The organism is Candidatus Anoxymicrobium japonicum, from assembly GCA_002843005.1.
Lineage (GTDB): Bacteria > Actinomycetota > Geothermincolia > Fen-727 > Anoxymicrobiaceae > Anoxymicrobium > Anoxymicrobium japonicum.
This window is the reverse complement of record PHEX01000043.1, coordinates 1-15015: the sequence shown is the minus strand read 5'-3', so window position 1 is coordinate 15015 and position 15015 is coordinate 1. Positions and strand designations below refer to the sequence as shown.

The 15015-nt window shown below is 58.4% G+C and carries 12 protein-coding genes; 8 read left to right on the top strand and 4 right to left on the bottom strand.

What is annotated here, in order from left to right; all coding sequences use genetic code 11:
- Positions 1 to 193 precede the first annotated feature (193 nt).
- From CVT63_05450 to CVT63_05440, 3 genes are read left to right on the top strand one after another with little or no spacing between them, the layout of a single operon-like run.
- A complete protein-coding gene (locus tag CVT63_05450; protein ID PKQ27931.1) occupies positions 194 to 1357 on the top strand; it encodes a GuaB3 family IMP dehydrogenase-related protein in 1164 nt (387 codons plus the stop codon).
- A gap of 55 nt (positions 1358 to 1412) precedes the next feature.
- On the top strand, positions 1413 to 2951 hold the full coding sequence (gene guaA, locus CVT63_05445) for a GMP synthase (glutamine-hydrolyzing) (GenBank protein ID PKQ27929.1): 1539 nt from the start codon (positions 1413 to 1415) through the stop codon (positions 2949 to 2951).
- A 10-nt stretch (positions 2952 to 2961) separates the two neighbouring features.
- Positions 2962 to 4923 (top strand): ATP-dependent DNA helicase PcrA, encoded by a 1962-nt coding sequence (locus CVT63_05440; GenBank protein ID PKQ27928.1) that lies wholly within the window; start codon positions 2962 to 2964, stop codon positions 4921 to 4923.
- A gap of 51 nt (positions 4924 to 4974) precedes the next feature.
- Here CVT63_05440 and CVT63_05435 read toward each other — a convergent pair whose 3' ends face one another.
- A complete protein-coding gene (locus tag CVT63_05435) occupies positions 4975 to 5853 on the bottom strand; it encodes a hypothetical protein (GenBank protein PKQ27927.1) in 879 nt (292 codons plus the stop codon).
- Positions 5854 to 5940: 87 nt separating this feature from the next.
- Here CVT63_05435 and CVT63_05430 point away from each other — a divergent pair, with 87 nt between their 5' ends.
- The 3 genes from CVT63_05430 (at position 5941) to CVT63_05420 (ending at position 9571) form a co-directional block, all read left to right on the top strand.
- Positions 5941 to 7086, top strand: coding sequence for an acyl-CoA dehydrogenase (locus tag CVT63_05430; GenBank protein ID PKQ27926.1), 1146 nt, complete (start codon positions 5941 to 5943; stop codon positions 7084 to 7086).
- Positions 7087 to 7189: 103 nt separating this feature from the next.
- Positions 7190 to 8377: an acetyl-CoA C-acyltransferase gene (locus CVT63_05425; GenBank protein PKQ27925.1), complete on the top strand. Its 1188-nt coding sequence runs from the start codon at positions 7190 to 7192 to the stop codon at positions 8375 to 8377.
- A gap of 57 nt (positions 8378 to 8434) precedes the next feature.
- Positions 8435 to 9571 carry an acyl-CoA dehydrogenase gene (locus CVT63_05420; GenBank protein ID PKQ27924.1) on the top strand — a complete coding sequence of 379 codons (1137 nt, stop codon included), beginning with the start codon at positions 8435 to 8437 and terminating at the stop codon, positions 9569 to 9571.
- An 88-nt stretch (positions 9572 to 9659) separates the two neighbouring features.
- Here CVT63_05420 and CVT63_05415 read toward each other — a convergent pair whose 3' ends face one another.
- From CVT63_05415 to CVT63_05405, 3 genes are read right to left on the bottom strand one after another with little or no spacing between them, the layout of a single operon-like run.
- Positions 9660 to 10955, bottom strand: a complete 1296-nt coding sequence (locus CVT63_05415) for an AAA family ATPase (GenBank protein ID PKQ27930.1) — start codon at positions 10953 to 10955, stop codon at positions 9660 to 9662.
- 41 nt (positions 10956 to 10996) lie between these two features.
- Entirely contained in the window at positions 10997 to 12046 is a 1050-nt protein-coding gene (locus CVT63_05410; protein ID PKQ27923.1) for a hypothetical protein, read from the bottom strand.
- A 12-nt stretch (positions 12047 to 12058) separates the two neighbouring features.
- Positions 12059 to 13519 carry a hypothetical protein gene (locus tag CVT63_05405; GenBank protein ID PKQ27922.1) on the bottom strand — a complete coding sequence of 487 codons (1461 nt, stop codon included), beginning with the start codon at positions 13517 to 13519 and terminating at the stop codon, positions 12059 to 12061.
- 284 nt (positions 13520 to 13803) lie between these two features.
- Here CVT63_05405 and CVT63_05400 point away from each other — a divergent pair, with 284 nt between their 5' ends.
- Together CVT63_05400 and CVT63_05395 are read left to right on the top strand one after the other, a co-directional pair.
- Positions 13804 to 14781, top strand: coding sequence for a hypothetical protein (locus tag CVT63_05400; GenBank protein ID PKQ27921.1), 978 nt, complete (start codon positions 13804 to 13806; stop codon positions 14779 to 14781).
- A gap of 17 nt (positions 14782 to 14798) precedes the next feature.
- Complete coding sequence (locus CVT63_05395) at positions 14799 to 15014, top strand: hypothetical protein (protein ID PKQ27920.1); 216 nt, start codon at positions 14799 to 14801, stop codon at positions 15012 to 15014.
- Position 15015: the final 1 nt, after the last annotated feature.

The window sequence follows — 15015 nt, the reverse complement described above, 5'->3', positions numbered from 1 at the left end:
AAACGGGGTCTCCTCCCAAGTCAAGACGAATTTGACATCCCCGCGAGCGGGGATCAAGGAGAGGTGTGTCTTGACTTGGGCTTCTTACAGGTGACCCCCCTACGCAGTAAAGGTAGACGGTGCCCCTGCTGGATTTTCACTGCTGCGTGATTTACTATGAAGAAGCAGTGTGCCCTCAACCCGCTATGGAGGTATCTTGGAAATCGAAATCGGTTTAGGAAAATCCGGACGGAGGGCGTATGGCCTTGATGACATCGCGATCGTGCCTTCCCGACGAACCCGCGATCCTGAAGATATCGACCTGTCGTGGCAGTTAGGCCCGTACCGCTTCGAGCTCCCGTTCCTTGCGTCGGCGATGGACGGGGTTGTCGATCCCGCCATGGCGATCGCTATCGGCAAGCTTGGGGGACTTGGCGTTTTGAATCTCGAGGGGCTTCAAACCAGATTTGAGGATCCGGGCCCGGTGTTGGAGGAGATAGCATCCTTGCCGAAGGCGGAGGCTACAGAGGGAATCCAGCGTCTCTACCAGGCGCCGGTAAGCGCGGAACTGATTGGACGCCGCGTGGCGGAGATCAAAGCCTCAGGCGTAATTACAGCCGCTTCTCTGACGCCGCCAAGGGTCGAGCAGCTTTCTCCTTTCGCGATTGAAGCGGGGCTGGACATCCTGATCATTCAGGGCACGGTCGTGAGCGCCGAGCACCGGAGCGACAGCCGCGAGCCACTCGATATGTATAAATTCATCTCGGAGATGGATATTCCAGTGGTGGTAGGAGGTTGCGCCTCGTATCACACGGCGCTGCATCTGATGCGCACCGGCGCTGTGGGCGTCCTGATCGGCGTCGGCCCCGGGCACGCCTGCACCACGCGCGGAGTGCTGGGAATTGGAGTCCCGCAGGCTACAGCCCTGGCGGATGCCGCCGCCGCCCGCGCCAGGCTTATGGAGGAAACCGGCCGGTACGTGAACGTGATAGCCGACGGCGGCATCCGCACGGGCGGCGACATCGCCAAGTGCGTGGTCTGCGGAGCGGACGCGGTCATGATCGGCGCGCCGATCGCCAGGGCGTTCGAGGCGCCCGGGCGCGGCTTCCACTGGGGCATGGCGACGTTCCACCCGGAGTTGCCCAGGGGCACGCGCGTCGAGGTCGGGCGCTCCGCCGGTCTCGAGGAAATACTCATAGGGCCCGCGCATGAAAACGACGGCGCCTTCAACCTGTTCGGGGGTCTGCGGATGTCGATGGCGACGTGTGGGTACGCAACCATCAAGGAGTTCCAGCGGGCTCAGGTCATGGTCGCGCCGTCGCTCCAGACCGAGGGCAAATCGATTCAGCGCAGCCAGGAAGTAGGGATGGGCAAATAATGTCCCGTACCCATAGATTCATCAGCCCGCGTAACATGGCGGAGGTTTGACCTTAATGATTTCACGCGACTCATCCGTGCTCGTCATCGATTACGGCGCGCAGTACTCACAGTTAATCGCGCGCCGCGTTCGGGAGTGCAAGGTGTACAGCGAAATAGTTCCACATGAGATGTCTGTCGAGGCGATAGAGAAAAAAGCGCCGAGAGGCCTCATTCTCTCCGGTGGACCGATGAGCGTCAACGAGGAAGGCGCCCCCGGCTGCGATCCGCGGCTGTTTGAGCTTGGAATACCGGTTTTGGGCATCTGCTACGGCATGCAGTTGATGGCGATGAGCCTCGGGGGAACGGTCGAGCCTACGGGAATCCGTGAGTACGGCAAGACAGGGCTTACGGTCACGGACGAGGGTGTTCTGCTCGATGACCTGCCGTCCGAGCAAACCGTCTGGATGAGCCACGGCGACACGGTGACCGCTGCGCCTGACGGATTCAACGTGACCGCGCATACACATATTTCCCCGGTCGCCGCGATGGAGTCCGCAGGCCGCGGCCTTTACGGCGTGCAATTTCACCCCGAGGTTATTCACACGCCCGCTGGCGTGGAGATGCTCAAGCGCTTTCTGTATCACGGTTGCGACTGCCTTCCGACATGGACGATGTTATCTATCATCGAGGATTCCGTCGCGGAGATCAGGGAACGCGTCGGTGAGGAAGAAATTATCTGCGGCCTTTCAGGCGGCGTTGACTCCGCCGTAGCGGCGGTCCTGGTTCACAAGGCGGTAGGCGACCGGCTGACGTGTGTTTTCGTGGACACTGGTCTCATGCGCCACGGCGAGGCGGATGAAGTCGTGGAGACTTTCGGGCGCCATCACAATATGAAGCTAATCAATGTCGACGCCCGCGAGCGCTTTTTTCAAAAGCTGAAAGGGGTCACGGATCCAGAGGCCAAGCGCAAGGCCATCGGCGCCGAGTTCATACGCGTCTTCGAGGAAGTAGCGGCAAAGCTCTCAGACGTCAGGTTCCTTGTTCAGGGGACACTGTATCCCGACATCATCGAGAGCGGCACAAAAGACGCGGCCCGCATCAAGTCGCACCACAACGTGGGCGGTCTTCCCGATGACATGAATTTCGAGCTTATCGAGCCGCTCCGCGCGCTTTTCAAGGACGAGGTTCGCGCTGTGGGCGAGGAGCTCGGGCTTCCGGAGGAGATCGTGTGGCGCCAGCCGTTCCCGGGCCCTGGGCTCGCGGTTCGCATCATCGGGGAGGTTACGAAAGAGCGCGTGGAAATATTGCAGAAAGCCGACTCGATCGTTATCGAGGAGATCAAGCGCGCTAACCTCTATCGCGAGATATGGCAATCGTTCGCCGTGTTGCCGTGCATCAAGTCGGTTGGCGTGATGGGGGACGGACGCACTTACGCTTACCCCATCATCCTGCGGGCGGTCATGTCCGAGGACGCGATGACTGCCGATTGGGCCCGCATACCGTACGAGGTTCTCGAGCGTATATCGAGCAGGATCATCAACGAGGTCGAGGGCGTGAACAGGGTGGCCTACGATATCTCGAGCAAGCCTCCAAGCACCATAGAATGGGAGTAGCTCCCGCTCTATGACTCCAGCAAGCGGTCTCCGCCATAATTATCTTGACGACCTGAATCCACCCCAGCGCGCGGCGGTCGAGCACACAGGCGGGCCTCTTCTCATTGTCGCGGGCGCCGGAAGCGGCAAGACGCGGGTACTCACTTATCGCATCGCGCACCTCATCCACGGCCACGGGGTGAGGCCGGGGGAGATACTTGCCCTGACTTTCACCAACAAGGCCGCCGGGGAGATGAAGGAGCGGGTGCAACGGCTCGTGGGCGCTTCTTCGCGAGGCATGATGGTCGGCACCTTCCACTCCTCGTGCGCGCGAATTCTGCGGCGCGAGATAGCCCCGCTGGGATACTCGTCGAACTTTTCGATTTACGATGAGATCGACTCCATGAGGCTCATCAAGCAGTGCGTCGATGACCTGGGGATCGACAGGAAAAAATATCATCCACGCGCGATAAAGACGGCTATAAGCCACGCCAAGAACGATATGGTTGACGAGGAATCTTTCGGCGACCTCATTGAAGACGGCGATTTCCTCATGGAGGTCACGTGGCAGGTGTACAGGCGCTACCAGAAGCGGCTGCGCGAAAACGACGCTCTCGACTTCGACGACCTGCTGGTTTTGCTCACAAACCTCTTCGAGTTGCACCCCGTGGTTCTCGAGAAGTATCGCGACAGGTACAGCCACATCCTGGTCGACGAGTACCAGGACACCAACACCGTCCAGTACCGCCTTGTGAAGACGCTTGCTTCAGAGCACAGGAACCTGTGTGTCGTGGGCGACGACGATCAGGGCATCTACTCCTGGCGCGGCGCGGACATACGCAACATTCTCGAGTTTGAGAGGGATTACCCGGACGCGCGCGTCATCAAGCTCGAGCAGAACTACCGCTCGACCGGCTGCATTCTTTCCGCCGCCGCCGCCGTTGTGGCGAAGAACACCGGCCGCAAACCGAAGACGCTCTGGACCTCCAATCCGCCCGGCGGGAAAATCCAATACAACGTGGCGGCCGACGAGCACGGTGAGGTTAGATTTGTCGCGGCGGAGATAGAGAGTCTGATCTCCGGGGGCCGCGGCTTCAATGACATAGCGGTCTTTTACCGCACGCACGCCCAGTCGCGCGTCCTCGAGGAGCGCCTTGTCAGGCTGGGAGTTCCCTACAAGATATTTGGGGGGACACGCTTTTACGACCGGGCTGAGATCAAGGACATTGTGGCGTATCTCAGGGTACTCGCGAATCCACGGGACGAGGTTGCTCTGCGGCGCGTGATCAACGTCCCGGCGCGGGGCATTGGGAAGGTTACAGTAGCGGCCCTCGGTGAGCACGCGCTTCAGAAAGGCGTTGGCTTGATGGAGGCGTTGAAGGACATCGGCGACGCGCGCGGGTTGTCCTCGCGCGCGGCGCGCAACCTCGCGGGATTCGCGGAGTTGATTGACGCACTGGCGAAGTTCGCTGTCGGACATGACATCGACGAGCTGCTGGAGGAGGTGTGGGGCAGAACCGGGTACATGGCCGATCTTGAGCGGCAGCGCACGCCCGAGGCTGAGGGCCGCATCGAGAACCTCAAGGAGCTGCACGGGGTAGTCAAGGATTTCCGCGAGGAGTACGGCGCGCAAGGGCTCGAGGAGTTTCTCGAGCGCGTATCGCTTGTGAGTGATACCGACGACCTCGACATCTCGGGAGGATACGTCTCACTGATGACGTTTCATAACGCGAAAGGGCTCGAGTTTCCGGTAGTGTTCATGATTGGCATGGAGGAGGGAATTTTCCCGCATATCCGCTCGATGGACGTTCCGGACGAGATGGAAGAGGAGCGCCGCCTGTGCTATGTCGGGATGACAAGGGCACGCGAGCTGCTATATGTGACACACGCGGGAACGAGGCGCCTCTGGGGTGGGTTATCGGCGAACCCGGTCTCGAGGTTCCTGTGCGACATACCGGATGATCTCATCGAGGAAGCGGAACCACTCTCTTAGGGTGGGGGTGGTATAACGCAACACCTGGGGTCAGGCCCCCTTTGTTGCGTTTTACGGGCCAGGCTTAATGGGCAGCGACCCGCCGGGCGCCCCCGACAGAAGCCACCGGCCGTTGACGTTCTTGAGCCCAATCACAAGCTTGGCGTCACCTAGCAAAACGGTAGATAACTTGTGTGTCTCAGTTTTTCCGTCGAAGTTCCTCGAGATCGTCATGTCCTTGAGATGGACTGTCGCTGTCGTGGCGGTTTCAGTGAGTGTCTCGAGGACGAGATTTTCGTACTTGAAGTTCTCACCGCTCTCTGACGCCTTTTTTGCGATTTTGTCGAGAGTGTCCTGGGGAATCTGGCAATCCGGCGCGAAGAGGGTATTGACGGACTCGATGCGCCCGGAAGAAAGTGTATCGAAATATTCGATGACCACGTTCTCGGGGCCTGTCAGCGGTGATGTTTTTTTCAGAACCAGAAAGTACACGGCGGCGGAAACTCCAATGACGAGAATACCTGCCACAATGAGCGCAATCATGGCCACGGGCAGTTTTTGCTTCGTGGGCGGTTTTGTTCCAATTGCTTGCCCGTACGACGGATACTGTCCGGGAAGCGGAATTTCCCCAGGCGCGAGGTAAGCCCCGGGAGGAAGCGGCTGCGCGGGTTGCGCGGGCAGATCCTGGCGCTGATCTTGCTGGACAGGCGAAGGCGGCTTTGCCAGCGGGACAGGAGGCGGAGGCGCCGCCCTCAGCTTCAGGCCGCATCCGGGACAGGAGTTGCTTTCCTCTGGTATATGACTACCACAGCGCGCGCAGTTCATGATGGCTCCACCTTGTAGACTTTCGCACTTTTCACTTCCAATCATAACACTCAACCGTTGTTTGCGGGGTGTGCGATAATTTAACTCAGCGTCGGCCTTTCCGTGGTTCAAGTACGCATTGAACATCAAACCTTCCTGTGATAGTTTTTAGAATCGATTGGCTTCACGTTTGTCCTGTATTTGATTTGAGTCGCATACCCCAGGGAGATACGCATGGATTTTGACCTGACCGAAGAGCAACAGATGTTCAAGCAGATGGTGAGAGAGTTCGCCGACGCGGAGATCGCGCCGGTGGCCGAAGAGCTCGATGACAGGAGCGAGTTTCCGTACGAGATACAGGCGAAGATGGCGGACATGGGCCTCTTCGGACTCCCGATCCCTGATGAGTACGGGGGGTCCGGGGCCGACATAGTCACTTACGCGATCGGCGTTGAGGAGATATCGAGAGTTTCAGCTTCGCTTGGCATAACCATCGCGGCGCACACCTCGTTATCCGCGCGTCCTATCCTGCTGTTTGGGACAGAGGAGCAGAAGCGGAAGTGGTTGACGCCGCTTGCGCAGGGCAAGAGCCTTGGGGCGTTCGGGCTGACCGAGCCCGAGGCGGGGTCGGACGCGGGGAACACAAAGACCACCGCTATGCTCGACGGCGACGAATGGGTCATCAACGGCACAAAATGCTTCATCACGAACTCCGGCACGGACATCTCTCTTTTGGTGATCATTACCGCGGTGACGGGGGAGAACGACGGCGTGAAAGAGATCAGCAACATCATAGTTCCTAACGGGACGCCTGGTTACGCGGTCGCTCCCATGTATAGAAAGATGGGCTGGCACTCCTCTGATACGCACGAACTGTCGTTCTCGGATTGCCGCGTTCCACAGGAGAACCTTCTGGGCGGCCGCGGCGAGGGGTTCAAGTCGTTTCTCAAGGCCCTCGATTGCGGTCGCATAGGTGTCGCGGCGCTGTCCGTCGGCCTCGCGCAAGCGTGCCTGGACGAGTCGGTCAAGTATGCCAAAGAGCGCAAGGCGTTCGGCCGCTCGATCAGCAAGTACCAGGCTGTAAGCTTCATGTGCTCCAACATGGCCATGGATGTAGAGCTCGCGCGCAACGCGACTCTCAAGGCGGCGTGGATGTGCGACCAGGGCCGTCCGTACAGGAAGGAAGCCGCGATAGCCAAGCTGTTCGCTTCCGAGGCGGCGATGAGGGCCGCGAGCAACGCGGTGCAGATACATGGAGGCTACGGGTACATAGAGGATTATCCGGTGTGCCGCTACTTCCGCGACGCCAAGATACTCGAGATCGGCGAAGGAACTTCAGAGGTTCAAAGAATAGTAATCTCAAGGGAGGTCGGACTCTGATCAGGGGTCAGGCAACGTCTACCGCTTCAGCGGTAGACGGAGAGGTAGACGGTGCCTGACCCCTGGCGTGGCGTGGAGCATATCGATAAGGAGGCTGATTGATTTGACGGAAACAGTAATCGTTGGAATGGCGAGAACCGCTTTCGGGCGACTTGGAGGGTCTCTCGCGGACATGCCCGCCGTAGAGCTCGGCGCGGTCGCGATAAAGGAAGCTGTAAAGCGGGCTGCGCTCACAGGTGACCAGATCGACTACGTGTTGATGGGCCAAGTGATATCGGGCGGCTCAGGCCAGATGCCCGCGAGGCAGGCTTCCCTCAAGGCCGGATTGCCGCTGGAAGTGCCGGTCATCAATCTGAACAAAGTCTGCATCTCGAGCATCAGCGCGCTGGTGATGGCCGACCAGATCATCCGCGCCGGCGATGCGGACATCATCGTGGCGGGCGGTATGGAAAGCATGAGCCAGGGCTGCTATTACGTTCCCAGGGCGCGTTACGGCTACCGCATGGGCGATGGCAAGCTCATCGATGGAATGATCCACGACGCGCTGTGGTGCGCAGTGAACGACTGGCACATGGGCGAAGGCACCGATCGGGTTGCCGAGGAGTTCGGCACCACCCGCGAAGAGCAGGATATGTGGTCGGCCCGCAGCCAGCAACGCGCGGCGGCGGCGCGGAACGCCGGGAAGTTCGCGACTGAGATCGTTCCAGTCGAGATCAAGGTCAAGAAAGAGGTCAAGCTGTTCGACCAGGATGAGCATATCCGGCCGGAGACCACTATCGAGTCACTCGCGAAGCTCCGTCCCGCATTTCGCAAAGAAGGGACGGTTACGGCAGGGAACGCTTCCGGCATCAACGACGGCGCCGCGGTTCTCGTGGTCGCCTCGCGCAAGAAGGCGATCGATCTCGGGCTTGATATTCTCGGGACGGTCGTTTCGCACGGCATGGTCGCGGACAAGCCGGAGTACCTTGCGACGGTCCCTGCGAACTCGATAAAGAAGGCCATCGCGAAGCTCAGCATGACGCCTGAGGATATCAATATTTATGAGATCAACGAGGCGTTTGCCGCGGTGTGTTGCCACTCGGCGAAGATGCTCGGGCTCGACTCTGAGACCGCGGAAAATATCAACGTCAACGGCGGCGCCATAGCGCTCGGCCACCCGGTCGGCGCCAGCGGCGCGCGTATAGTGATGAGCATGGTCAACGAGCTTCGCTCTCGCGGCGGAGGCTACGGCGCCGCGGCGATATGCGGCGGCGGCGGCCAGGGGGATGCGGTTGTTGTCAAAGTGGAATAGGGGAGGGCTCAATCCTTGAACCGGTTTCACGACAATTGAAAAAGTGGAGGTAGCGCGATGTTCCAGTTGGATGAAGAGCAAAAGATGTTTCAGCAATCTATCCGGCAGTTCGCGAAGGACGTAGTCGAGCCGCGTGCGGCCGAGATCGACGAGTCGGGGGAGTTTCCGTGGGATATAGTCGAAAAACTGAAGGAGAACGGCTTTCTCGGTTTGCCGTTCGCTGAGGAGTACGGTGGAGAAGGCGCCGGCGCGTTGACCATGGGCATTGCCGTAGAGGAGCTCTCGAAGGTTTGCGTGAGCACGGCGATTATTCTCGGATGCCAGGAGCTGGGCGCGACACCGATCAAACTTGGAGGCAGCGAAGAGCAAAAGAAAAAGTACCTGCCCCAGCTCGCGTCCGGCGAGAAATTGTGCGGCTTTGGCCTGACCGAGCCGGAGGCTGGATCCGACGCGGCTTCCATGAAGACACGCGCGGTCAAGAAGGGGGACAGGTATATTCTCAACGGTTCCAAGTGCTTCATCACCAACGGTGACACGGGAGAGATATTCTCGGTCTTTGCGATGACCGACATGGACAAGGGCGTGAGGGGAATTTCATCTTTCATAGTCGAGAAGTCGTTTCCCGGCTTTTCCGTCGGCAAGCACGAGAACAAGATGGGAATAAGAGGTTCATCCACTACTGAGTTGATCTTCGAGGATTGCGAAGTTCCGGCCGAGAACCTTCTCTGGCAGGAAGGCAAAGGCTTCAACCTGGCTATGATGACCCTGGACCGAACACGCACGTCAACCGGCGCGCAGGGGCTCGGTGTCGCCGCCGGCGCCCTCGAGTACACTATCGGATACATGAAGCAGCGTGTGCAGTTTGGCCGTCCGATCGCGGAGTTGCAGGGACTGCAGTTCATGGTCGCGGACCTCGGGATGCAGATAGAAGCGGCGCGCTCGCTGATTTATCGAGCGGCGTACGCTATAGACGCTGAGGCGCCGGGATTCGGCACGCTCTCCGCGATGGCCAAGTGCTTCGCGACCGATACCGCCATGAAAGTCACAACCGATTGTGTGCAGCTCATGGGCGGAAACGGCTACATGAAGGAGTACCCGATCGAGCGCATGATGCGCGACGCCAAGATCACTCAAATATACGAAGGCACGAACCAGGTACAAAGGGTCGTAATCGCTCGCGCGCTACTCCAGTAGCGCAACTGGGGTCAGGTTCGGATAGTTGCATTTTCTGACTGTTGACGCCGCAGGCATAAAGCAAAATGCAACTATCCGGATCTGACCCCTATGGGCGTCTCTTTGCCAGCTCAGAGCGCCAGCGCTCGAGCCGGGCCGCTATCTCTTTTTCCGCGCCCTGGTCGCCTGGGTGATAGTACACGCGGCCTTTCAGCTTCTCGGGCAGGTGTTCCTGTTCGACTATATGGCCGTCGAAATCATGGGCGTAGCTGTATCCTTTGCCGTATCCGATCTCTTTCATCAGGCGCGTTGGCGCCTCGCGGATGTGCATTGGGACAGGGAGCGCGCCGTACTTCTTTACGTCCGCCTTGACTTCTTCATAGCCGGCGTACAGGGCGTTGCTCTTTGGGGCGGAAGCGAGGTAAGTGACTGCCTGCGCGAGGGCGAGCTCGCACTCGGGCATGCCCACAAAGTGACACGCCTGCGTTGACGCGACGCACAGTGGAAGCGCTCGAGGATCCGCGGCGCCAACATCCTCTGACGCGAACCGGATGAGCCTGCGAGCGATGTACATCGGGTCTTCTCCAGATACGAGCATGCGCCCGAGCCAGTAGAGGCTTCCATCCGGATCCGAGTCTCGCAGTGACTTGTGGAGCGCGCTGATAAGGTTGTAATGCTCTTCGCCATGTTTGTCGTACAGGAACGTCTTTTCCTGAGCGACATCGAGGACGGTTTCGCCGGTCACGTGGTTCTCGCCACGCTTGCGGGCGATGAAAGAAGACTTCTCGAGCAGGTTCAAAGCGACGCGCGCGTCACCGCATGCGATACCGGCCATAGCATCGATGGCTTTCTCGTCGACGTCGAGGCCGAGTGAGCCGAGACCACGCTGTTTATCTGAAAGCGCGCGAATGATGATCCTCTTGAGGTTTTCCGGCTCGAGTTGCTCGAGCACGTACACTGTTACGCGAGACAGCAACGCTGATATGACCTCGAAAGACGGGTTCTCGGTTGTGGCGCCGACGAGGATGACAGTTCCGTCCTCGACGTGAGGAAGAAAAGCGTCCTGCTGCGCCTTGTTGAATCGGTGTACCTCGTCCACGAAGAGGATTGTGCGTTCGCCATTGAACTTCCGCCGGTCGCGCGCTTCCGCGATTGCCTTGCGCAATTCGGGAATGCCTGATGTTACCGCGCTGAATTTGACAAATTCCGAGCTCGTCGCGCCCGCTATCACTTTCGCGAGTGTGGTCTTGCCCGTGCCGGGCGGACCCCAGAATATCATCGATGATATCCGGTCTTCCTCGATTGCCACACGAAGCGGCTGGCCCGGCCCGATAATCTTTTCCTGGCCCTCGAACTCATCGAGAGCGCGCGGCCGCATGCGCTCGGCAAGAGGCGTGCCTTCCATGGATTCCGCGTCTCTGTCGAAGAGGCTGTCCTGTGCAGGGGTCACGGGCGCCCCCCACAGTTCGCTTCGTCGAGCGCCTCGAAGACCCGCGACTCGGCTTCGGCGATCTCGAGCGCCATCGGGTGCGCGGCATCGACGGCCTTTGCGCCATCGCTTGCGTGATTCTTGAACGCGCGGGCCATCTCCGACCACACGTCGCCAATAGCGACAAATTCGTCACCGATTTTTTCGATGCGCTTACCACCGTGCGTCAGCGAGGCTTCCTTGAGAAATCTTCCGTACATGCGCCTGAAGTTGCCGCCGTAACCCGTGCCGCCTTTCTCCACACTCACATAGATGCTTTTACAAAGCGTCTCGAGCGTCTCGTCGGGCATGGATCCGGGCCAGGACAGCATGTCCGCCGCAAACTGTTTCAGGCCCGCGACGCCCCTGTGCGCGCGAAAGCTTTCATAGGCAAACGAGGTTTTACAGGGAGATGAGCCTGCGTTGTGTCTGACGGCCTCGGCGATAGCTCCAGGGATCGCATGCTCGAGGTCTTGAAGCCGCTCGGGCGCCTCCATGCGGTAGTAGGCGTTGTCCGCGGGCTGTGGCGGGTACGAGGATGATCTGGCTTTCGCGAGGTTTTCAAGTGAGCACTCCTGGATGTCTTCGCGGTCGTTGTCCGCGACGAAGGCCACTCCACTTTCTTCATCGTAGCCGACCAGCACGATGCGGTGCGCGCTGAAATGCCGCTTCGCGCGCAGGTAGTCGAGGTGGTAGACATCGGCGAGAACCATCACGGGTGTGCCCGCGTCCAGCATCCTTTTGACGTCGAGCCAGCCGGTTGGAGCGTCCACTCCATGAATGAACTCAATTTTAACTCCAAGGCGCCCGCAGGCGTTCTCCTCCATGTCGCGCGTCCTTCCACTGACGCAAACGGGCGGTGCAATGGCCAGGTTGCCGAAGTACACGAAATCGATCCCGGATCCGAGACCGAAGACCATCTCCTCGCTGTACTCATGGCCGTAGAACTCGAGCAAATCCCGCATGGACGCGCTGCCGCAATGGCCGCCCGGCTTGTGAGGGAACTTCTCGAGGAAGGCGCCGGTCACAGCGCTCCTCTGTCATGAGTCATTTATGTCTCTCAAAGTGAACTCGAAGCAACAGCCGCCGTCATAGAAATATCTGATATCGCCGTCATATTGAGCTACGATTCTCGAGACGATAGAGAGCCCTAGGCCGGTGCCGTCACTGCTTTCACTGTGGAAAGGATCGAAGATTTTGTCCAGAGATTCTTGCGGGATGCTGGCGCCGTTATCCCTGACAAGATAGCGATGTATTTCCGGGGATTCTTCTTCGAGGCGCAGTATTTTGATCTCGGGCTCGCGGTTGTCGTTATGCGCGATCGCATTGTCAACAAGGTTGGAGAAAAGTTGATACACATGGGTCGGGTTCGCGGATATTTTTCCCAGGTTTTTGTCTACTTTTAACTCAATTTCTTTCTCTGCTATGACCATGGCTTTCTCTTTTAGTATCTCTGATACGACGTCGCTAACGTTCACGGGTTTCGCGTTTTTGGGAACCTGGCCGACTTTCGCAAGATCGAGTATGTTATCGACGAGGTCGCTCGCTTTGTCGATGTTCCGGCCAAGGATATTGGACATCTCGTGAATTTCCCCGCGGTTCTTAGCCGTGCCGTGTCTATTGACAAGATGGTCAAGCGTCGAAGCGGCAACCCCGATCGCGGTAAGCGGTCCCTTGAGGTCGTGCGAGACGGTGTGCGCAAAATTTTCCAGCTCGGCGTTGATTTTCTTTGTCTTCTTTTCAACGTGCTTCTGCTCGGTGATGTCACAGAGCGACACCATGAACCCGAGTGGCGCCTCCGCGTCGTTGCGAAGAAGCTTGGAGGTCACGGAGACGGCGAACTCCTTGCCGCTTTTTCCGTAGTCGAGAATCTCGCACTCGCGAAGGCCGGTTTTCAATGTATCTTCGAGCAACCGGGATATCTGTTCTGCCAGCTTCTCCTTTTCGGAAAAAGCCCCCAGGTGTTTACCGAGGAAATTTTCCTTCGGCATGTGGTGCAATGTCGCCCAGGCCTTGTTCACGAACTGGATTGTTCCATCGATATTCGTTATCGCCATGCCAAACATCAACTGCTCCATTGACAGGACAAGCGTGCGGTTTCCCTCCTCCACCACTTCCGCCAGCAGTTCCTCGTGCTTCTTGTGGCACACTTCACGCTCGTGTTCCGTTCTCCAGGCCATCTCGCTGAGTTCGGCGACCACGACCGAAACTGTCAGGAACATCAAAACCTTGACCAGATCACTTGTGATGTTCCCTTTCGAATCGAGCATGAAGTGGCCGAGCAACAACATCACACTGAGGAACCCCGCGACCGCGACACCCTTCCTTCTCCACCAGATGGACGCGATGACTATTGGAAGATAGAAGAAGTGCGCGTAGACAGTGGAGTTGAGCCTACCGCAGTAGTAGTTGGTGAGGAGACAGGCACATACCAGCATCACTATCATTGCCACTGTCCTGGGCCAGACTTTCAGCTTCCAGCTGAGCTTTTGGGTCCACACTTGCCTGTACAGGGTTCTTTCCTTTGCCCTTTTGATAATCGCAATACGCAACTGCCTGTGCCTATCTGATCGCGGAGCAATTTGGACAAAACGAAACAACTATCAGTGATATTGATTATATGCCGCTTGTGCCGCCGCAACCTCAATAACTTTATCACTAACTGAGCGTGCTGTCGACGCTTTTCTGATATATTCACCTTCAAAATAGCAAGGTGATCCATCTGGAGGACAAAGGCGAAACCCGGCTCGAGAAAACACGCTCGAGAAGGAAGAAGGCAAGATGTATGGCGCTGTTGGTCGTCGCGGTGCTCATGGTTGGGATCGTCGCCGGGGCTGGAACGAATCTTCTTTTCGGGAAACCAAAGGTAGAAAAAGCCTCGAGCAACTCGAGCCAGGAGACGCCGGCAGAAAATGAGGGCAAAAGCGCCGGCGCCGGCAGAAAGGGCGACAGCGCGACGCCGCGGTTCTCCATGACGCAGGCGATGGCGCATGTGTCTGCCCTGTCGGAGCGAATCGGCGCGCGTCCCGCCGGGTCGATTAAAGAATCGAGCGCGGCGGAGTACATCGGCGCCAGGCTCGGTGAGTACGGATATTCGGTTGAGGAACAGCAGTTCACGATGGCGGACGGTTACGGCTCGCGCAATATCGTGGGTACGCGCCGGGGGACAAGAGATGGTTATACGATGATTATCGCCGCCCACTACGACGGACCCCGCGAGAGTGCGGGCGCCATCGACAACGCGTCGGGCGTCGGAGTTGTTCTCGAACTGGCCCGCGCGTTCTCAGTCAGGCGCATCAAGTCTTCGATCCAGTTTGTTTTTTTCGGTGGCAATCACCCGGGCGCCGCCGATCCCGATTCGCGACTGGTGGGCGCCAGGCGTTTTGTGGAGCTTTTGGGTTCTCTCGAAAAAAGAGAGATCGTTGGGATGATAGCCGTGGATTGCGTGGGACAGGGTGAAACGCTTGCCGTGCGCACCCAGGGAACGGGCCTGCAGAGGCTCAAGGACAAGATGGAAACTTTTGCCCGCAGGAAGAACATCGCGGTCACTTATATCAAATCCAACGGAGAGAGTGATAACATCCCGTTCGAGGATTCTAATGTCCCGGCGGTCTGGGTCGAGTGGTGTGACTCGAGCGGCTTGCTTTCCACCGACAACAGATATGCGAGCGTGGTTCCGCAAAAGGTAGAGTCCGCCGGTGTCCTCATCGAGGGCTTCACGCTCGGCCTCTCGTTGGAGGATCTGGACGATCTCAAGTACTGACAGGAAGCGAAGGATTTATGAAAGGCATTGAAAACAGGGAAGCTCCGGGGTTCCTGTACGGTATCGAAGTGGCGCGGTTCGACCCGGACGGGCAACCCGGCTTCGGGGCACAGCTTCAACTACTGCGGCAAGAGCCCGATGTAAAGGCGAAGCTGACTACCGCGACACTTGTGATCTTCGGGGTATTTTTCCTGGGGATGCTCGCAGGGGCGATCCTGGGCATATTTGTTTAAA